This window comes from Brachybacterium sp. NPDC056505 (assembly GCF_042794925.1).
GTDB lineage: Bacteria > Actinomycetota > Actinomycetes > Actinomycetales > Dermabacteraceae > Brachybacterium > Brachybacterium kimchii.
This window is the reverse complement of record NZ_JBHTSV010000006.1, coordinates 91,061-109,764: the sequence shown is the minus strand read 5'-3', so window position 1 is coordinate 109,764 and position 18,704 is coordinate 91,061. Positions and strand designations below refer to the sequence as shown.

The window sequence follows — 18,704 nt, the reverse complement described above, 5'->3', positions numbered from 1 at the left end:
CGCCGCCCCTGACCCGACCCGAGAACACCGAGGAATCCGAGACGCCGATGCCCTCCGCCGACCGACCCGATCCCGCCGCCCCGAGCGACGAGGGGATCGCGCGCGCCCGCCGCCACAACGACCGCCTGCTGATGCGGGCCCTGCTGCTCGCGATCCTCGCGGGGATCGTCGTCGACGCCGTCGTCATTGTGCTCGCCGCGCTGCTCGGCGGCGCGGGCGCGCTGCCCGGCGCGCTGGTCGGGAGTGGCCTCGCTCTCGTGGTGACCCTGCCCACAGTGGCGAGCGCGCGCATCGCCCGTCCGCTGCCCGGCACCTCCTACGCGATGGTGCTCATGGGGAGCTGGCTCGTGAAGATGTTCGTGCTGGTCATCGCGCTCTTGCTGCTCGGCGAGGCGACCTGGCTCTCGCGGCCGTGGCTCGGTGTCGCCCTGCTCGCGGGAGCGGTCGTGGCAGCCGTCACCGAGGCGGTCGGGATGGTGCGCTCACGTGCCCGTCTGGAGGTCGCCGAACCCCCTCGGGAGCAGTGACGCTCTGATATGCTCGGGGTGTCTTCGCGTGGCCTGGAACGGCCCCCGTGACACTCCTCCACGCCGCCCCTCCGGGGTGAGCCGTGGGTTCGGTGGGTCCCGGATCGTTCCCGACGCCGCCTCCCCGACCTCGGCTCGTCCGCGGTCCGGCGGCACCGCCCCGCGGCATCCCCGACCCCGGTGGGGGATCAGAGGACATGCACGACCATCCAGACTGCTGACGCCAGCGACGGCCGAGGCCCCAGGGCCTCGTCACCCGTCCGCCGGAACCGGCGGGGCGGATGCCGACACGACGACCACGGGAGATCGCGCTGAACACCGCCGACGCCACTCCGAACCTCCTCGCCGAGGGCTTCGAGTTCCACACGCCGAGCATCTCCGAGTTCTTCCCGGACGCCATCCTCTTCGGCGGCACGTGGTTCGAGTTCAACCGCGTCCAGCTCGTGCGCCTCATCATCCTCGTCGTCGTGCTGACGGTGATGGCGGTCATCGCCTCCCGCGCCAAGCTCGTGCCCGGTCGCGCGCAGAGCATCGTCGAGATGATCATCGAGTTCGTCGATCACTCGATCATCGAGAACACCCTGGGCATGCGCGAGGGCAAGAAGTACGCCCCCATGCTCGTGACGATGTTCTTCTTCATCCTCACGATGAACCTCGCGGGCGTGATCCCCGGGCTGAACCTCGCGGGCACCTCCGTGATCGGCCTGCCGCTGCTCGCGGCGCTGTGGACGTTCATCGTCTACATCTCCTTCGGCATCAAGAAGCACGGCCTGGGCGGCTACCTCAAGCACGAGACGATGCCCCCCGGCGTGCCGAAGCCGATCTACATCCTCCTGATCCCGATCGAGTTCCTCCAGCTCGCCGTGATCCGCTGGGCCTCGCTGACGATCCGACTGCTCGCCAACATGGTCGCCGGGCACATCATGCTCGTGGTCTTCATCGGGCTCACCCAGGGTCTGCTGTTCTCGGGCTCCGCGCTCATCGCCGTCGCGCCCTTCTCCGGGGCCCTCGCGATCGGCATCTACGGCTTCGAGATCTTCGTGGCCGCCCTGCAGGCCTTCATCTTCACCATCCTGACCGCCGTGTACATCAACATGGCGACGTCGGACGAGCACTGACCCGCTCCGTCGCACCCTCCCCAGAACGCGCCGTCCACCCGGTCGGCACAACGAAAGGAAACCCTGTGGACGCCACCACTCTCGCAGAGCTCTCCGGCAACGTCGCCTCGATCGGCTACGGCCTCGCGGCGATCGGCCCCGGCATCGGCATCGGCATCATCGTGGGCAAGACCGCCGAGGCGACCGCCCGCCAGCCCGAGCTGCGCGGCGCCCTGCAGTCGACCATGTTCATCGGTATCGCCTTCACCGAGATCCTGACGCTGCTGGCGATCGTCACCGGCTTCCTCTTCAACAGCTGAGGACCCCACCATGATTCTTGCCGAAGGCACCTCGGAAGAGGTCGAGGGCTGGAAGATCCTGGTGCCCGAGCCCCAGGAGATCGTCTGGTCGCTGATCTTCCTGGTCATCTTCGCCGTCGTCTTCATCAAGTTCATCCTGCCGCGGCTCAACGCCGTGCTCGATGAGCGCAGCGAGAAGATCGAAGGCGGTCTGAAGAAGGCCGAGGAGGTCCAGCAGCAGGCGGACCAGCTGAAGGACGAGCAGGAGCAGGAGCTCGCGGCGGCACGCCAGGAGGCCGCCTCCATCCGCGAGAAGGCCCGTGCGGACGGCGCCGCGATCGTCGAGGAGGCCAAGGCTCGCGCCGAGGCCGAGAACGACCGCATCCTCAGCGCCGGCCGTCAGCAGCTCTCGGCCGAGCGCACCACCGCCGCGGCCCAGCTCAAGGGAGAGGTCGGCACGCTCGCGAGCGACCTCGCCTCCAAGATCGTCGGGGAGTCCCTCACCGACGACGAGCGCTCCCGCCGCGTGATCGACCGGTTCCTGGACGACCTCGAGTCGTCGCAGACCGCGACCCGATAAGGACACCAGATGCGAGGAACCTCCTCCACCTCCCTGCGTGAGGTGACCCAGCGGTCCCAGGACCTCCTGCGCGGCGACGGCGTGTCGCTGACGCAGGTCGCCGAGGACCTCTTCGGGGCCGCCGACGCGATCGACTCCAGCAACCAGCTGGTGCGGATGCTGAGCGACGGCGGTCGACCCGCCGAGGTCAAGCAGTCCGTGGCGCGCTCGCTCTTCGAAGGGCGCGTCAGCCCCGGGGCGCTCTCCGTGATCCTCGAGATCGTCGGTCGCCGCTGGTCCGAGCAGGAGGACGTCCTGGACGCCCTCGAGCAGCTCGGCGTCGAGGCCCTCCTCGAGCAGTCGGCCCGCGAGGGCGTGCTCGAGCAGGTCGAGGAGGAGCTCTTCCAGATCTCCCGCGTGATCGACGAGAGCGGCGAGCTCACCGGCGGCCTGGACGATGCCCGCGAGCATCCCGAGCAGCGCGCGGGGATCATCTCGCGACTGCTCGAGGGCCGCGTGCACCCGCTGACCCTCGCGCTCGCCCGCCGTGCGGTGGGTCGGCGCACGGACGTCAAGCCCGCACGCCGCCTCCTGGGCTTCGCCGAGTTCGCCTCGGCGCGGCGCCGCCGTCTGCTGGCGATCGTGCGCAGCGCGCGACAGCTCACCCCCGAGCAGCAGTCGCGCCTGTCCTCGATCCTCACCCGGATCTACGGCCGCGAGGTCCAGACCAACTTCGAGCTGGACGAGGACGTCGTCGGCGGCCTGCGCGTCCAGGTCGGGGACGACCTCTACGACGCGACAGTCCTCGCGCGCCTGGCCCAGGCGCGCTCCCGCCTGGTGGCCTGACGGCCGCGCGGCGAGATCCACCGGAGATCCCCCGGGACCTCCCATCTGACGACCACAGCTGGTACGACCACCGCCCCGCTCGCGGGGCAGAGAAGGAAGCGAAGCACCGCGATGGCTGAGCTCACGATCCGCCCGGAGGACATCCGGAACGCCCTGGACACCGCAGTGTCCACCTACCAGGCCGGCACGCCCGAGCGCGAGGAGATCGGCCGCGTCACCGAGTCGGCCGACGGCATCGCCCGCGTCGAGGGTCTCCCCGGCGTCATGGCCAACGAGCTCGTCCGCTTCGAGGACGGCACTCTCGGTCTGGCCCTGAACCTCGAGCTGCGCGAGGTCGGCGTCGTCGTCCTCGGCGAGTTCTCCGGCATCGAGGAGGGCCAGGAGGTGCGCCGCACCGGCGAGGTGCTCTCCGTGCCCGTCGGCGACGACTTCCTCGGCCGCGTGGTCGACCCCACCGGCGCCCCCATCGACGGTCTCGGCGAGATCGCCAGCACCGAGCGCCGCGCCCTCGAGCTGCAGGCCCCCACGGTCATGCAGCGCAAGAGCGTCAAGGAGCCGATGCAGACCGGCATCAAGGCCATCGACTCGATGACCCCGATCGGCCGCGGTCAGCGCCAGCTGATCATCGGCGACCGCCAGACCGGCAAGACGACCATCGCCCTGGACACGATCCTGAACCAGAAGGCGAACTGGGAGTCGGGCGACCCGAGCCAGCAGGTGCGCTGCATCTACGTGGCCGTCGGCCAGAAGGGCTCGACCATCGCGTCGGTCCGCGCCACCCTCGAGGAGGCCGGCGCCCTCGACTACACGACGATCGTGGCGGCCCCCGCCTCCGATCCCGCGGGCTTCAAGTACATCGCCCCGTACGCGGGCTCGGCCATCGGCCAGCACTGGATGTACGAGGGCAAGCACGTCCTCATCGTCTTCGACGACCTCACCAAGCAGGCCGAGGCCTACCGCGCCGTGTCGCTGCTGCTGCGCCGCCCGCCGGGCCGCGAGGCCTACCCCGGTGACGTGTTCTACCTGCACTCCCGCCTCCTCGAGCGCTGCGCGAAGCTCAGCGACGAGATGGGCGGCGGCTCGATGACCGGCCTGCCGATCATCGAGACCAAGGCCAACGACGTCTCGGCGTACATCCCGACCAACGTCATCTCGATCACCGACGGCCAGGTCTTCCTGCAGTCCGACCTGTTCAACGCCGATCAGCGCCCCGCTGTCGACGTCGGCATCTCGGTCTCCCGCGTCGGCGGCTCCGCGCAGATCAAGGCGATGAAGGGCGTCTCCGGCACGCTGAAGATCTCGCTCGCGCAGTACCGCGACCTCGAGTCCTTCGCGATGTTCGCCTCGGACCTCGACGCCGCCTCGAAGCAGCAGCTGAACCGCGGCGCGCGCCTCATGGAGCTGCTCAAGCAGCCCCAGTCCTCGCCCTACCCGGTCGAGGAGGAGGTCATCTCGATCTGGGGCGGCACCACCGGCAAGTTCGACGACATCGAGGTCGAGGACGTCCGCGAGTTCGAGTCCCTGCTGCTCGAGCACCTGCGCCACAACGGCACCGTGCTCGAGGACATCCGCACCTCGAAGAAGTTCTCCGAGGAGACCGAGCAGCAGGCCACCGAGCTGCTCGAGCAGGTCAAGCGCGACTTCCTGGCCGGCAAGGGCCAGAGCGAGGCGCGCACCGACGTGCACGAGAGCGCGGAGGACGAGGACATCGACCAGGAGCGCATCGTCCGCGGATGATCCGGTGCGCCGTCCGATCGGGCAGGGGAGACCCTGCAAGGGAGGGCGGCGCCGGGACCAGCCGGAGCATCCCGCGAAGGAGAGACATGGGAGCACAGCAGAGGGAGTACAAGAAGCGGATCACCTCCGCTCAGGGCATGAAGAAGATCTTCAAGGCCAAGGAGATGGTCGCGGCCTCGCGCATCGCCAAGGCCCACGCCCGGGTGCTCGCGACCACGCCGTACGCCGAGGCGATCACTCGGGCGATCGGCGCCGTCGCGACCCATTCGACCGACGTCGAGCATCCGTTCCTCGACCAGGAGCGCAGCGAGACCGGCCGCGCCGGCATCCTGCTCATCACGGCCGACCGCGGGATGACGGGCTCGTACTCGCACAACGCGATCCGCGCCGCGGAGGAGCTCGCCAACCACCTGATCGACGAGGGCAAGACGCCCGTGCTGTACATCGTCGGCCGCAAGGGCGAGACCTACTACACGTTCCGCAACCGTCCGCCGGTCACGGCCTGGACCCCGTTCCAGGAGAGCGAGATCCCTGCGCTCGGCCACGAGATCGCGCAGCGTCTCACCGGCGACCTGCTCAGCGAGGACCCGGAGGTGCATCTCGACGAGGCGTACCTCGTGGGCACCCGCTTCCTCAGCCGGTTCCGGCAGGTGGCCCGGGCGACCCGCCTGGTCCCGCTCGAGGTCGTCGACGCCGAGGCGGGCGCCGAAGCGCCCTCGTACCCGCTGTACGAGTTCGCGCCCGACGCCGAGACGGTCATGGACGAGCTGATCCCGCGCTACCTCGAGTCGCGCATCGTCAACCTGCTCATGCAGTCGATGGCCTCCGAGCACGCGGCGACGCAGCGCGCGATGAAGACGGCCACGGACAACGCCGAACAGCAGATCCGCAAGTTCACCCGGCTGGCCAACTCGGCGCGCCAGGCGGAGATCACCCAGGAGATCTCGGAGATCGTCGGCGGCGCCGACGCCCTCTCGGGATCCGGTCGCACCGAACGCTGAGCCGCCGCGAGCGCTCCGCGCGCCGGCCTGACCCATTGGAGAGAAACGAATGAGCACCCCAGTCACCACCGACGCCCCCGCTGCCTCCGCGCAGCAGGGCACCGGCCGCATCGCCCGTGTCACGGGCGCGGTCGTCGACATCGAGTTCCCCCCGGGCAACATCCCCGGTCTCTACAACGCTCTGACCACCGAGATCAGCGCCGAGGGCGCGGGCCTCCTGCCTTCGGTCCTCACGCTCGAGACGGCTCAGCACCTCGGCGACGGCATGGTCCGCGCGATCGCGCTCAAGCCGACCGACGGCCTCGTGCGCGGGCAGTCCGTGACCGACACCGGCGCCCCGATCTCCGTGCCGGTCGGCGACGTCACCCTCGGCACCGTCTTCGACGTCGTCGGCAACCCGCTGAACGTCGAGGAGGGCCAGACCTTCGAGGTCTCCGAGCGCTGGCCCATCCACCGCACCGCCCCCAGCTTCGACCAGCTCGAGTCCAAGACCGAGATGTTCGAGACCGGCATCAAGTCGATCGACCTGCTCACCCCGTACGTGCAGGGCGGCAAGATCGGCCTGTTCGGCGGCGCGGGCGTGGGCAAGACGGTCCTCATCCAGGAGATGATCTACCGCGTGGCCAACAACCACGACGGCGTCTCCGTGTTCGCCGGCGTCGGCGAGCGCACCCGTGAGGGCTGGGACCTCATCGAGGAGATGACCGAGTCCGGCGTCATCGAGAAGACCGCCCTGGTCTTCGGCCAGATGGACGAGCCGCCGGGCACGCGTCTGCGCGTGGCCCTCTCGGCCCTGACCATGGCGGAGTACTTCCGCGATGTGCAGAGCCAGGACGTGCTGCTGTTCATCGACAACATCTTCCGCTTCACGCAGGCGGGTTCCGAGGTCTCCACGCTGCTGGGCCGCATGCCCTCGGCCGTGGGCTACCAGCCGAACCTGGCCGACGAGATGGGGCAGCTCCAGGAGCGCATCACCTCGACGCGCGGCCACTCGATCACCTCGATGCAGGCGATCTACGTCCCGGCCGACGACTACACGGACCCGGCCCCGGCGACCACCTTCGCCCACCTGGACGCGACCACCGAGCTCTCCCGCGAGATCGCCTCGCGCGGCCTGTACCCGGCGATCGATCCGCTGACCTCGACCTCGCGCATCCTCGACCCGCGCTACGTGGGCCAGGAGCACTACGACGTCGCCAACCGCGTGAAGCAGATCCTCCAGCGCAACAAGGAGCTGCAGGACATCATCGCGATGCTCGGCGTCGACGAGCTGTCCGAGGAGGACAAGGTCATCGTCGGCCGCGCCCGCCGCATCCAGCAGTTCCTCTCGCAGAACACGCACCTGGCCAAGCAGTTCACCGGCGTGGACGGCTCGGACGTGCCGCTCAAGGACACCATCGAGTCCTTCAAGGGCATCTGCGACGGCGAGTTCGACCACATCCCCGAGCAGGCGTTCTTCAACGTCGGCGGGATCGACATGGTCATGGAGAACTGGCACCGGATCCAGAAGGAGCTCGGAGAGTGAGCACCCTCGAGGTCACCTTCGTCTCCGCGGACCGGACGGTCTGGAGCGGCCATGCCGCCCAGGTCGTGGTCCCCGCCGCCGACGGCTCGATGGGCATCCTGCCGCGCATGCAGCCCACGCTCGCGATCCTCGAGCGCGGCGCGGTGCGGATCATCGGCGAGGACGGCGAGGTCACAGAGCGGGCGGTCGACGGGGGCTTCGTCTCCATGGATCGCGACGTGGTGACGATCGCCGTCGATCATGCCGATCGCGCCACGGCCGCCCGCTGAGGCGCACGCGCACCGATGATGCACGTCAACGTCCCGATCACCCTCGTGGTGGTCGGGACGTTGGTCGTTCTGCTGGCGATCGCGGTGCTCGTGCGCTCCGCGCTGGTCGCGCGCCGCGGGGGAGCGCTCGACTGCTTCCTGTGGCGCCCCGGTGCCCGCGGCGGACGCGGGGCCTGGCGCGGCGGACGCCTGCGCTTCACCTCCCAGGGGCTGCTCTGGCACCGCACCGACGCCCTGCTCGCCGGCGGCGAGGTGCTGCTGCGCCGCAGCGAGATCCTCGACGTCCAGCGGCGGAACGTCGCCGGCGGCTCGGACGGCGGTGAGGACGCGGGTGGTGCTGAGGGCGCGGCCGGCGTCGACAGGGCGAATGGCGGTGACCGTGCAGGCGGCGAGGACGGGAATGACGGGTCCGGAGGGGCGCGCATCGTCCTGGACACCGAGATCGAGTTCGTCCGCGGGGAGGGCGAGCCGCTGTGGCTCATGCTGCCCTTCACGACCTCCTCGGCGGTCATCGCCTGGTACGAGGCGGCGCCGACGGGCTCGGTGCGCGGGGACGCCGACTGAGCAGTGCGCGCGGTGCCGGCAGCGTGCCGCGAGGTCGAACCGACGGCGTGGTGCCGGTCGGGTGCTGCGAGCTCAGTCCGGCTGCGCGGTGCCGACGAGCTCGCCGCGACGGATGACTTGGACGGGACGCAGCTCCGAGTCGACCAGCAGCGCGTCGGCCGCGAGTCCCGCCCGCAGCGCCCCGATCTCGTCCTCGCGTCCGAGGACGCGCGCCGGGACCACGGTGGCCGCGCGCACGGCGGCGGCCAGATCCACGCCGGCCTCGCGCACGGCGAAGCGCACGACGTCGATCAGATGCGCGGTGCCGCCGGCGATCGAGCCGCCGTCGGCGAGGGTCGCGACGCCGTCCTGCACGTCCACGTCCAGCGCGCCGAGGCGGTAGCTGCCGTCGGCCATGCCGGCGGCGGCCATGGCATCGGTGATGAGCACGACGCAGTCGTCGGCCGCGAGGGAGAACACGTGGGCGACGGTCTCGGCGGCGAGGTGGACCCCGTCGGCGATGACCTCGGCGACGATCTCCCCGCGGCCGGCCGCATCGAGCGCCGCGAGGGCCGGCCCCGGATCGCGGTGGTGGATGGGCCGCATGCCGTTGAACAGGTGCGTCGCGGTGGGCAGCGCGGAGCGGCCGTGGTGACGTCGCAGGGCGTCGCGGGAGGCGGTGATCGCCGCGTCCATCTGCGCGCTGTCGCAGTCGGTGTGCCCGAGCGAGGGGAGGGCGCCGCCCGCGGCGAGGGCGTCGATGACGGCGGTGGCGTCGGCCGTCTCCGGCGCCATCGTCATGGTCGCGACGGCGCCGCGGCCCTCCGCGCACAGCGCGCCGACGAGCGCCGCATCGCCGCCGGTGATGTGCGCGGGGTTCTGGGCGCCCTTGCGCGCCTCGGAGATGAAGGGGCCCTCGAGGTGGATCGCCTCGACCTCCCCGTCCTCGACGAGCCCGGCGAGCATGCGCACGCGCCGGCCGAGCTCCTCGGCCGAGGCGGTCACGAGCGAGGCGACGAGCGAGGTGGTGCCGTGGCGACGGTGCTCGCGCACGGCGACCATGGCCTCCTGGGCGTCCGCGCAGTCCGGGAACGAGGCCCCGCCTCCGCCGTGGCAGTGCAGGTCGATGAGGCCGGGAAGGATCAGCCCGGGATGCTCGAGGGTGCGCTCGGCGCGGTGGGCAGGCGCCTTCTCCTCGGGGCCCGCCCACTGGATGCGGCCTCCTGCGAGGAGGACCAGCGACCCCGGGAGCACGCCCCGCTCGAGCACTGCCGTGCCGCGGAGGGCGAGATCGGCATGCAGGGGCACTGCGTGCTGCGGGTCGACGTGGGCGTCGGTCGGGGGCATCGGTGCTCCTGGTGCGTGCGGGATCAGAAGAGGCGGCTCTCGGCGTCGTCGATGCCGCGCAGGGCGTCGTAGTCCAGGGTCACGCAGTCGATGCCGCGGTCGTGGGCGAGGACCTTGGCCTGGGGCTTGATGGCCTGGGCGGCGAACATGCCGCGCACCGGCGCGAGCAGCGGATCGCGGTTGAGCAGGTCGAGGTAGCGGGTGAGCTGCTCGACGCCGTCGATCTCGCCGCGCCGCTTGATCTCGATGGCGACGGTCGCGCCGTCGGCGTCGCGGGCCAGGATGTCGACCGGTCCGATGGCGGTCGGGTACTCCCGGCGCACGAGCGACCAGTCGGTCCCGAGGGTCTCGATGTTCTGGGCGAGCAGCGCCTGCAGATGCGCCTCGACGCCGTCCTTCTGCAGGCCCGGATCGACGCCGAGCTCGACGCTGGTGTCCTCGAGGATCTCGTGCAGGCGCACGCGGAGGCGGTCACCGGTCTTCGCATGGACCACGTCCCACTGCTGCACCCAGTCCTCCTCGGGCAGGGGAGCGGGATCGTCCGCCGCGTCCTCGACATCGGCCCGGTCCACGACCTTCAGCTGGCACGGCGGACTCATCCAGTTCAGCGGCTTGTAGCTGCCGCCATCGGAATGGACGAGCACGCTGCCGTCGGCCTTGACGATGAGCAGGCGGGTGGCCAGGGGCAGATGGGCGGTGAGCCGACCGGTGTAGTCGACCGAGCACTGAGCAACGACGAGACGCACCCGGCCAGGGTACGGCAGGACGGACGGGGCCTGCGCCGTGCGCCGCCCCTGCCCGTGCCGCGCACGGTCTGAGAGAGGCGCGCGCCACGCGTGCGGCCTCTCACGCTCGCGCGCGAAGGGGGTGTGCTCGTCGTTCGATTCTCGTATCGTGGCAGGGATTCGGTGCGAACGAGGAGATCGTCATCATCTACAAGATCATTGCAACCGTCCTGGTGGTGCTGGGACTGGTGGGGCTCCTCATCGGGCGCCTGGGGGAGACCACGTGGGCTCCCGAGACCGAGCGCACCGCGACCGTGGACCTGTCCGACCCCGGCCCGGCCGTCGTCATCGACCCGGGCGTGCTGTACGTGGGCGGGACCCAGGGGGACGTGAAGATCACCGCGGACTCCGACGTCTCCGTGATCACCGCCTCCAACGACGACATCGACGCCTACCTCGACGGCGTGAAGCACACGCAGGTCACGGGGCTGAGCGACTGGAGCACGCTGAAGACCGAGACGGTCGACGACGACGGCGAGGACTCGATCTCCGATCCCACCTCCTCCGACCTGTGGCGCAGCGTCAAGACCTCGAAGAGCCCGACGACGATCGACGTCGGCGACTTCTACGCCGAGGAGACCTCGACGGATCCGCAGCCCTACCGCGCGATCCTGCTCGTCACCGACGGCAGCGAGCCCGGCGCCGACAGCATCTCGATCACCTGGCCGGTCGACGAGAAGAACGAGTGGGTCCCCTTCGCGTACGCCGCGGGCGCGACCCTCATCATCGTGGGCCTCGTGATGCTCGTGGTCTCCTTCGGCTCCTCGCGGCGCGAGCGCGAGCGGGTCGGCGCCGGTGAGGACTCCGAGGAGCTCGGGGCGGACGACGCCCGGGAGCCGGAGCCCGAGTCCGCGCCGGCATCCGCACCCGCGTCGGCCTCTGCGGGCGCGAGCTCCGCGGACGCGTCCGCGGGTGCGCCCACCGGCGCCGTCCTCGGCGGGGCCGCTGGGCTCGGCGCCGCGGGCGCGGGCGCGGCGCATCTCGCCGGCGGCTCCGCGGCCGACGAGTCCGACGAGTCCGACGAGCCCCACCGGGCCGACGAGACCGACAGGGTCGACGAGGGCCACGAAGCCGACGAGACCCACGAAGCCGACGAGACCCATGAAGCCGAGGGGGCTCACGTAGCCGACGAGGCCCCGACGCGCGAGCACGAGAGCATCGACGCGTGGCAGCTCGGCGACGAGCAGGCGCAGGCCGCACCCACGGCCGACGCCGCGGCGGCGGACACGGCGTCGCGCGCGCACGAAGGGCCGGAGCAGTCTGCGGCCGAAGACGGTGCGGCGAACGACCCGTCGGCCGAGCCCTCGACGGACGTCCTCGACCGGATCGACGAGGAGCCCGGTGCCGCCGATGCGGACCCCGGCGAGCAGCGTCCGGTGACCGCGCCGATCCCCGTCGGCGGCGCGGAGGGAGCGGCCGCCGGCCATGACGACGCCGAGGGCTCCGAGGATCCCACGGAGGTCATCGACCGCATCGAGGAGCCGATCGCGGGACCCGGCGAGGATGCGTCGGCCGCCCTGCCGCGTCGCTCGCACCGCCACCGCGCCGCGACGCCGGAGGCGGAGCACGGCGAGACCCCCCATGACGACGCACAGCACACGGGCCCCGAGCACGGGCCCGACACCGAGGAGGAGCAGCGATGAGCGCGTGGAACAGGCGCGGGTTCCTGGGCGGCGTCGGCGTGCTCGCCGTCGGCGGCCTGCTGGCAGCCTGCGGATCCGACGACTCGACCCCGCCCGCGGTGCCCACGGGACCCGAGGCCGAGGGGCCGACCCCCGCGGTGACCAGCGATCAGATGGCCTCCTACCTCAAGGCGGTGCACTCCGCGGTGGAGAAGGCGGACGACGACCTCGACGCGAAGGCCCTCGCGCCCCGCGTGATCGGCTCGGCCGCCTCCTTCCGCAAGGACACCTACTCGATCCTGACGAAGAACAAGGACTGGATCGCGAAGAACGCCGAGGACTTCCGCGCCAGCGCCCTCGACCGGCCCGGCGAGAAGGCCGTCGTGCCGATCACCTCGACCACCTCGGACTTCCCGCGCACCGCCATCGCTCTCGTCGAGGCCGACGGTGATGACGACGCCGCCCCGTACTTCATGATCCTGCAGCAGAAGGACGCGCACTCCCCGTACGCGACCTGGGGCTGGGCGCAGCAGGCCGTGGGCGTGGACATGCCGACGGTGCCCTCGGCGAAGGTGGGCAGCGAGGCGGTCGACGGCAAGGCCGACGACCTGCTGATGAGCCCTGCCGACGCCATGACCCTCTACTCCGAGGTGCTCGCCTGGGGCGGCGGCAAGGACTCGAAGAAGCAGCTCGCGAGCGATCCCTTCACCACCCGGACCCACAAGGACATCCAGGAGGAGCGCAAGCAGCTCAACGAGGGCGTCGAGAAGGACGAGGTGGGGACGATCCGCGAGATCTACACGCCCGTGAAGGAGGAGATCGCCGGCCTGCGCACGGAGGACGGCGGCGCGATCGTGCTGGGCACCATGACCTCGAAGCGCACCCTGAAGGTCACCGACGGCTCGAAGGTCAGCTACGGCAAGGACAACATCTTCACCACGATCATCGGCAGCCGCACCTTCACCAAGGAGTACGTGCGCGAGTACGGCACGACCGTCGCCCTCTACATCCCCCCGAAGGGGTCCGACGCGAAGGTCCAGCCCATCGGGGCGACGCGCGCCGTGATCGGCGCCAGCGGCGAGTGATCGGCCCCGCGGGTCCGGCCGGGCTGACCGACCCGCCCGACCCGCTGGACCCGCCTGACCAGGCTGACCCGCCCGACCCGTTCGACGGGTGAGCGGCCGGCGACCACTTCGAGAACCCCAGCAGTCCCGCAACGCGAAGGAGCATCCCATGACCGATCCCTACGGCGTCATCGACCTCGCATCGCTCAAGAAGCCCGAGGGCTCCGAGGGGGCGGGGACCGTCGGCGAGCACGAGGTGACCGTCGACGAGGCGAACCTCGAGCAGATGATCCAGGACTCCGCGAGCGTCGCGACGCTCCTGCTGGTCACGAGCTCGCGCGTCCCCGGCATCGACGAGCTGCTGGGCGCGCTGCGCTCGGGCGTCGACGCGAAGGGCGGCGCGCTGCGGCTCGCCGTCGTCGACGCGGACACCCAGCCGCGCGTGGCGGGCGCCCTGCGTGTGCAGCAGCTGCCCACCCTCATGCTGCTCCTCCAGGGGCAGCTGCAGCCGATCGCCGAGTCCATGGTCCCCGCCGACCAGATCCCCGGACTGCTCGACCAGATCGTGCAGGTCGCGCAGCAGACCGGTCTGGACGTGAGCGGTGCGGGCGACGGGCAGGGGACCGACGGCTCCGGCGCGGACGACGCGGACGGCGGGGCCCCTGCGCAGCCCGAGCTGCCGCCCCTGCTGCAGACCGCCTACGACGCGATCGAGGCGGGCGATCTCTCCGGCGCGCAGACCGCCTTCGAGGAGCACCTGAACCAGAACCCGGCCGACGCCGAGGCGAAGGCGGGCCTGGCGACCGTGCACCTCATGGAGCGCACCCGGGACGCCCAGCTCGACGCCGCCCGCCAGGCAGCGGCCGACGCGCCGCAGGACCTCGACGCGCAGCTGCTCGTCGCCGACCTCGACATGCTCGGCGGCCACGTCGACGACGCCTTCGGCCGTCTGCTCGACCTGCTGCGCGGCGCCAACCAGGACACCAAGGACCGCGTGCGCGCGCGCCTGCTCGATCTCTTCGAGGTCGCCGGCCCCGAGGACCCGCGCGTCGGACCCGCCCGCAAGCGCCTGGCGAACCTGCTCTTCTGATCCGCGCCGCGGCGGGCGCGCCCCGAGACCCCTCAGCCGCGTCCGTCGGGGCGGAGCACCAGGGCCCCGAGCGGCGGCACCGAGAGCCGCACGGAGTGGGAGCGTCCGCCGGCGGGGACCTGCTCCACGTCCACGCGGCCCAGGTTCCCGACCCCGCCGCCGCCGTACACCGGCGCGTCGGAGTTCAGAACCTCGCTCCAGGACCCGCCCGAGGGCATGGGGATGCGGTGCTCGTGCCAGGGCTCGGGCGAGAAGTTCAGGACCACCACGAGCTCGCGGCCGGCGCGGTCGCGGCGCAGGAACGCGATGGTGTCGTGGGAGGCGTCGTCGGCCAGCAGCCATTCGAAGCCGTCGGGATCCTGGTCGAGCTCGGAGAGCGCAGGGTGCTCGCGCAGCAGGGCGTTGAGGTCCCGGACGTAGCGCTGGATGCCCCGGTGCATGTCGAACTCGAGCAGCCACCAGTCCAGGCCCGTCGACTCGTTCCACTCCGAGGACTGCCCGAACTCGCTGCCCATGAACAGCAGCTGCTTGCCCGGATGGGTCCACTGCAGGGCGAGGTAGGCGCGCAGCGTCGCCGCCTGCTGCCAGTCGTCGCCCGGGGCCTTGCGCAGCAGGGGCTTCTTGCCATGGACGACCTCGTCGTGGGAGATCGGCAGCACGAAGTTCTCGGAGTACTGGTAGACCATCGAGAACGTCAGCTCGCCGTGGTGGTACTGGCGGTTGATCGGGTCCTCGCCGACGTACTCGAGGGTGTCGTGCATCCACCCCATGTTCCACTTGAAGCCGAAGCCCAGGCCGCCCGCGTCCGTGGGACGGGTGACGCCGGGGAAGGACGTGGACTCCTCGGCGATCATGACGATGCCGGGCGCGCGCTTGTAGGCGGTGGCGTTCGCCTCCTGGAGGAAGGCGATGGACTCCAGGTCCTCCCGACCGCCCTCGCGGTTGGGCACCCATTCGCCGTCGTCCCTGGAGTAGTCGAGGTAGAGCATCGAGGCGACGGCGTCCACGCGCAGGCCGTCGACATGGAACTCCTCGAGCCAGTAGCAGGCGTTGGCGACCAGGAAGTTGCGCACCTCGCTGCGGCCGGTGTCGAAGATCAGCGTGCCCCAGTCGGGGTGCTCGGCCCGTCGGGGGTCCGCGTGCTCGTACAGCGGGGTGCCGTCGAAGCGCGCGAGCGCCCACTCGTCCTTCGGGAAGTGGGCGGGCACCCAGTCCATGATCACGCCGATGCCGGCCGCGTGCAGGGCGTCAATCAGCGCTCGCAGTTCGTCGGGCGTGCCCCAGCGCGACGTCGGCGCGTAGTAGCCGGTGACCTGGTACCCCCAGGAGCCGCCGAAGGGATGCTCGGCCACGGGCATGAACTCGACGTGCGTGAACCCCATCGCCTGCACGTACTCGACGAGCTCGGTGGCGAGCTCGCGGTAGCCGAGCCCCGGCTTCCAGCTGCCCAGGTGGACCTCGTAGACCGACATCGGGGCGGCCAGCGCGTCGTGCTGGGCGCGCGCGGCGAGCCACGCGTCGTCGGACCACTCGTAGTCGCTCGTGGTGACGATCGAGCCGGTCGCCGGCGGCACCTCGGTGCGCCGCGCCATCGGGTCGGCCTTGTCGCGCCACTGCGAGGTCGCGTCGAGGATGCGGAACTTGAACACCGCCCCGTCGCCGACGCCGGGCACGAAGATCTCCCACACCCCTGCGGAGCCCAGGGAGCGCAGGGCGTGCCCGCGGCCGTCCCAGCCGTTGAAGTCGCCGACGACCTGGACGGCGCGGGCGTTCGGCGCCCAGAGGGCGAAGGAGGTGCCGGGCACGCCGTCGACCACGCGCACATGCGCTCCGAGCACCTGCCACAGCTCCTCGTGGCGTCCCTCGCGGAGGAGGTGCAGGTCGAGTTCGCCGAGTGTGGGGAGGAAGCGATAGGGCTCCTCGAGCTCGACGCTCCCGCCCTCGGGCGCCCACTGCACGCGGATCCGGTAGGAGTCCAGGTGCGCGCGGGGCACCGCGACCACCCAGATGCCGTCGTACTCGTGGCGCATCGGGTGGACGGTGCCGTCGGGGAGGACGAGCGAGACCTCGTGCGCGAGGGGCTTGAGGGTGCGCACGGTGACGCCGCCGTCGTAGGAGTGCACGCCCAGCACCGAGTGCGGGTCGTGGTAGCTGCCGGTCGCCGCCGCCCCCAGCTCGTGCGTGCCCACGGGCATCACCCGCGGGGCCGGGGTGCCGCCCGTGGACGGGGTGGGGGTCGACGCGGGCCGGGACGACGGAGGGACGGACGACGGGCCGCCCGGGGCCGCGCCGGATCCGGTGTTCGACATGTTCTCGTCCATGGTGCTCACTCCTCGCTGCGGACCACGCGCAGCACGTGCGCGGGGCGGTCGGTGGGCGAGAGGATCACGAAGGGGTTCTCGTCCCATGTGAAGCGCTCGCCGGTCAGCAGGTCCTCGACCTCGAAGCTCCGCTCGACGTCGAGGGCCCCGGTGTCCAGGTGGATGGTGGAGCCCGTTCCCTCGTCGTACCGGGTCAGGGACACCACGATGACGGTGTCGGCGCGGCCGGAATCGGTCTGCGAGCCCGGCAGGTGCTTGGAGAAGACGACCACCTGGGGGTCGTCCGCCTCGTGGAAGACGATCTCGGTGAGCGTCTGCAGCGCGGGGTGCTCGCGCCGGATCAGGTTGAGCTGCGTGAGCAGCGGCTCGAGGCTCTGTCCGCGCTGCAGGGCCCCGGCGAAGTCACGGGGCCGGTACTCGTACTTCTCGTTGTCGATCTGCTCCTCGGCGCCGGGTCGCGGCACGTCCTCGACGAGCTCGTACCCCGAGTAGACGCCCCAGGTGGGCACGAGGGTCGCGGCGAGGACCGCGCGCAGCCGGAACGCAGGGCGGCCGCCCTGGGACATGAAGGGCGTGAGGATGTCGTGGGTCGTCGGCCAGAAGCTCGGCGTCATGAAGGGCGCCGAGTCCACGAGCTCGAGCAGGTACTCCTCGAGCTCCTCCGGGGTGTGGCGCCACGTGAAGTACGTGTAGGACTGGTGGAACCCGACCTTGCCGAGCGTGTGCATCATCGTGGGCCGGGTGAATGCCTCGGCGAGGAAGATGACCTCGGGGTGCTTCTCGTCGAACTCGGCGAGCAGCTCCTGCCAGAAGCGCACGGGTTTGGTGTGCGGGTTGTCGATGCGGAACAGCGTGACACCGCGCTCGACCCAGCCCTCGAGGACGTCGCGGATCGCCGCGTACAGCCCCTCGTAGTCGGTGTCGAAGCTCAGCGGGTAGATGTCCTGGTACTTCTTGGGCGGGTTCTCCGCGTAGGCGATGGTGCCGTCGGGCCGCACCACGAACCACTCGGGATGCTCCTTCACCCACGGGTGGTCGGGGGAGCACTGCAGCGCCACGTCGAGGGCGACCTCGAGTCCGAGGTCGTGGGCGCGGCCCACGAACGCCTCGAAGTCCTCCATCGTCCCCAGGTCGGGGTGGATCGCGTCGTGCCCGCCCTCGGCCCCGCCGATCGCATAGGGCGACCCCGGATCCCCGGGCCGGGGGTCCAGGGTGTTGTTGCGGCCCTTGCGGAAGGTCTCGCCGATCGGATGGATCGGCGTCAGGTAGGCGACGTCGAAGCCCATCGCGGCGACCCGGTCCAGCTCCCCGGCCGCACTGCGCAGGGTGCCGCTCCTCCAGCCGCCGTCCTCGGCGCTGAAGCGCGCGCCGATCGAGCGCGGGAAGAACTCGTACCAGGAGCCGAAGAGTGCGAGGCGCCGGTGGACGACGAGCTCGTGCGGGCCGTCGGAGGTCACTCCCTCGCGCAGCGGTCGCGCGGAGAGGATCGCCCGCAGGTCGGCGGCGAGCGCCGGGGCGACCCGGGCCGACGGGGAGAGAGCGTGGTTGCGCAGGGCGTCGATCGCGGCGCGGACGACGGGCCCGTCGGAGGCGGGGCGCTCGCCGGCCTCGATCTCGGCGAGCACGCGTCCCAGCACCTCGGCGCCCTCGGCGATGACGAGGTCGACGTCGATCTCGGCGGGGATCTTCACCTCGGCGACGTGCGCCCACGTCGCGTACACGTCGCCGAAGGCCTCGATCGTGAACTGCCAGTGACCGGTCGCCCGCGGGCGGATGCGGGTCTCCCAGAGGTCGAGCCCGGGGTTCGTGCTGACCAGGGACTGCCGGGTCTCATTCCCCTCCGGATCGCGCAGGACCACCTGCACGCCCATCGCGTCGTGCCCCTCGCGGAAGGCGTTCGCGGTGATGCGGACGCTCTCGCCCTCGGCGCACGAGGCGGGGAAGCGGTCGGCGTCCACCACGGGGCCGGCGGCCATCACCGGGATCCGGCCGATGCCCGCGTCGAGGCCCGTCGGCTGCGCGGCGGCGGAGGACGGGGGGAGGGAAGCCATGGACGCTCCTGATCGCTCGGT

The 18,704-nt window shown here is 71.2% G+C and carries 17 protein-coding genes; 13 read left to right on the top strand and 4 right to left on the bottom strand.

Going from position 1 to position 18,704, the window contains the following annotated elements:
• The first annotated feature begins 47 nt into the window (after window positions 1-47).
• The 10 genes from ACFQ53_RS06350 (at window position 48) to ACFQ53_RS06305 (ending at window position 8,424) form a co-directional block, all read left to right on the top strand.
• On the top strand, window positions 48-527 hold the full coding sequence (locus ACFQ53_RS06350) for a hypothetical protein (RefSeq protein WP_377856942.1): 480 nt from the start codon (window positions 48-50) through the stop codon (window positions 525-527).
• A 281-nt stretch (window positions 528-808) separates the two neighbouring features.
• Entirely contained in the window at window positions 809-1,645 is an 837-nt protein-coding gene (gene atpB, locus ACFQ53_RS06345; RefSeq protein ID WP_152352682.1) for a F0F1 ATP synthase subunit A, read from the top strand.
• Between the two features lie 65 nt (window positions 1,646-1,710).
• A complete protein-coding gene (atpE, locus tag ACFQ53_RS06340; protein WP_152352683.1) occupies window positions 1,711-1,944 on the top strand; it encodes an ATP synthase F0 subunit C in 234 nt (77 codons plus the stop codon).
• Window positions 1,945-1,954: 10 nt separating this feature from the next.
• Window positions 1,955-2,503 (top strand): F0F1 ATP synthase subunit B, encoded by a 549-nt coding sequence (locus ACFQ53_RS06335; protein WP_249479385.1) that lies wholly within the window; start codon window positions 1,955-1,957, stop codon window positions 2,501-2,503.
• 9 nt (window positions 2,504-2,512) lie between these two features.
• Window positions 2,513-3,328 carry a F0F1 ATP synthase subunit delta gene (locus ACFQ53_RS06330; protein ID WP_377856937.1) on the top strand — a complete coding sequence of 272 codons (816 nt, stop codon included), beginning with the start codon at window positions 2,513-2,515 and terminating at the stop codon, window positions 3,326-3,328.
• A 111-nt stretch (window positions 3,329-3,439) separates the two neighbouring features.
• Complete coding sequence (gene atpA, locus ACFQ53_RS06325) at window positions 3,440-5,065, top strand: F0F1 ATP synthase subunit alpha (RefSeq protein WP_377856935.1); 1,626 nt, start codon at window positions 3,440-3,442, stop codon at window positions 5,063-5,065.
• Window positions 5,066-5,151: 86 nt separating this feature from the next.
• Window positions 5,152-6,066 (top strand): F0F1 ATP synthase subunit gamma, encoded by a 915-nt coding sequence (locus ACFQ53_RS06320; RefSeq protein ID WP_377856934.1) that lies wholly within the window; start codon window positions 5,152-5,154, stop codon window positions 6,064-6,066.
• Between the two features lie 49 nt (window positions 6,067-6,115).
• Window positions 6,116-7,591, top strand: a complete 1,476-nt coding sequence (gene atpD / locus ACFQ53_RS06315) for a F0F1 ATP synthase subunit beta (protein ID WP_377856932.1) — start codon at window positions 6,116-6,118, stop codon at window positions 7,589-7,591.
• On the top strand, window positions 7,588-7,860 hold the full coding sequence (locus ACFQ53_RS06310) for a F0F1 ATP synthase subunit epsilon (RefSeq protein WP_249479388.1): 273 nt from the start codon (window positions 7,588-7,590) through the stop codon (window positions 7,858-7,860). Before atpD ends, ACFQ53_RS06310 begins: the two co-directional genes overlap by 4 nt.
• A gap of 15 nt (window positions 7,861-7,875) precedes the next feature.
• Window positions 7,876-8,424, top strand: a complete 549-nt coding sequence (locus ACFQ53_RS06305) for a DUF2550 family protein (RefSeq protein ID WP_377856929.1) — start codon at window positions 7,876-7,878, stop codon at window positions 8,422-8,424.
• Between the two features lie 72 nt (window positions 8,425-8,496).
• Here the strand turns inward: ACFQ53_RS06305 and ACFQ53_RS06300 are convergent, their stop codons facing one another.
• Complete coding sequence (locus tag ACFQ53_RS06300) at window positions 8,497-9,750, bottom strand: N-acetylglucosamine-6-phosphate deacetylase (protein WP_377856926.1); 1,254 nt, start codon at window positions 9,748-9,750, stop codon at window positions 8,497-8,499.
• Window positions 9,751-9,773: 23 nt separating this feature from the next.
• The gene (gene nucS, locus ACFQ53_RS06295) at window positions 9,774-10,496 is read right to left on the bottom strand and encodes an endonuclease NucS (RefSeq protein WP_377856923.1); all 723 of its coding nucleotides are present in this window, start codon (window positions 10,494-10,496) and stop codon (window positions 9,774-9,776) included.
• Window positions 10,497-10,708: 212 nt separating this feature from the next.
• Between nucS and ACFQ53_RS06290 the strand changes: the two genes are divergently transcribed.
• From ACFQ53_RS06290 to ACFQ53_RS06280, 3 genes are all read left to right on the top strand, one after another.
• Complete coding sequence (locus ACFQ53_RS06290) at window positions 10,709-12,178, top strand: hypothetical protein (protein ID WP_377856920.1); 1,470 nt, start codon at window positions 10,709-10,711, stop codon at window positions 12,176-12,178.
• On the top strand, window positions 12,175-13,242 hold the full coding sequence (locus ACFQ53_RS06285; RefSeq protein ID WP_377856917.1) for a twin-arginine translocation signal domain-containing protein: 1,068 nt from the start codon (window positions 12,175-12,177) through the stop codon (window positions 13,240-13,242). The genes ACFQ53_RS06290 and ACFQ53_RS06285 overlap by 4 nt, the downstream gene beginning before the upstream one ends.
• A gap of 148 nt (window positions 13,243-13,390) precedes the next feature.
• Window positions 13,391-14,311 carry a tetratricopeptide repeat protein gene (locus ACFQ53_RS06280; RefSeq protein ID WP_377856914.1) on the top strand — a complete coding sequence of 307 codons (921 nt, stop codon included), beginning with the start codon at window positions 13,391-13,393 and terminating at the stop codon, window positions 14,309-14,311.
• A 32-nt stretch (window positions 14,312-14,343) separates the two neighbouring features.
• Here ACFQ53_RS06280 and glgB read toward each other — a convergent pair whose 3' ends face one another.
• The gene (glgB, locus tag ACFQ53_RS06275) at window positions 14,344-16,506 is read right to left on the bottom strand and encodes a 1,4-alpha-glucan branching protein GlgB (RefSeq protein WP_377857055.1); all 2,163 of its coding nucleotides are present in this window, start codon (window positions 16,504-16,506) and stop codon (window positions 14,344-14,346) included.
• Between the two features lie 131 nt (window positions 16,507-16,637).
• On the bottom strand, window positions 16,638-18,683 hold the full coding sequence (locus ACFQ53_RS06270; RefSeq protein ID WP_377856911.1) for an alpha-1,4-glucan--maltose-1-phosphate maltosyltransferase: 2,046 nt from the start codon (window positions 18,681-18,683) through the stop codon (window positions 16,638-16,640).
• Window positions 18,684-18,704 lie beyond the last annotated feature (21 nt).

What these genes read in the sequence shown, in the direction of transcription:
- ACFQ53_RS06350 (WP_377856942.1), top strand. Translation starts at nt 48, where the DNA reads ATGCCCTCCGCCGACCGACCCGATCCCGCCGCCCCGAGCGACGAGGGG.
- atpB (WP_152352682.1), top strand. Translation starts at nt 809, where the DNA reads ATGCCGACACGACGACCACGGGAGATCGCGCTGAACACCGCCGACGCC.
- ACFQ53_RS06335 (WP_249479385.1), top strand. Translation starts at nt 1,955, where the DNA reads ATGATTCTTGCCGAAGGCACCTCGGAAGAGGTCGAGGGCTGGAAGATC.
- ACFQ53_RS06330 (WP_377856937.1), top strand. Translation starts at nt 2,513, where the DNA reads ATGCGAGGAACCTCCTCCACCTCCCTGCGTGAGGTGACCCAGCGGTCC.
- atpA (WP_377856935.1), top strand. Translation starts at nt 3,440, where the DNA reads ATGGCTGAGCTCACGATCCGCCCGGAGGACATCCGGAACGCCCTGGAC.
- ACFQ53_RS06320 (WP_377856934.1), top strand. Translation starts at nt 5,152, where the DNA reads ATGGGAGCACAGCAGAGGGAGTACAAGAAGCGGATCACCTCCGCTCAG.
- atpD (WP_377856932.1), top strand. Translation starts at nt 6,116, where the DNA reads ATGAGCACCCCAGTCACCACCGACGCCCCCGCTGCCTCCGCGCAGCAG.
- ACFQ53_RS06305 (WP_377856929.1), top strand. Translation starts at nt 7,876, where the DNA reads ATGATGCACGTCAACGTCCCGATCACCCTCGTGGTGGTCGGGACGTTG.
- ACFQ53_RS06300 (WP_377856926.1), bottom strand. Translation starts at nt 9,750, where the DNA reads ATGCCCCCGACCGACGCCCACGTCGACCCGCAGCACGCAGTGCCCCTG.
- ACFQ53_RS06285 (WP_377856917.1), top strand. Translation starts at nt 12,175, where the DNA reads ATGAGCGCGTGGAACAGGCGCGGGTTCCTGGGCGGCGTCGGCGTGCTC.
- ACFQ53_RS06280 (WP_377856914.1), top strand. Translation starts at nt 13,391, where the DNA reads ATGACCGATCCCTACGGCGTCATCGACCTCGCATCGCTCAAGAAGCCC.
- glgB (WP_377857055.1), bottom strand. Translation starts at nt 16,506, where the DNA reads ATGCCCGTGGGCACGCACGAGCTGGGGGCGGCGGCGACCGGCAGCTAC.
- ACFQ53_RS06270 (WP_377856911.1), bottom strand. Translation starts at nt 18,683, where the DNA reads ATGGCTTCCCTCCCCCCGTCCTCCGCCGCCGCGCAGCCGACGGGCCTC.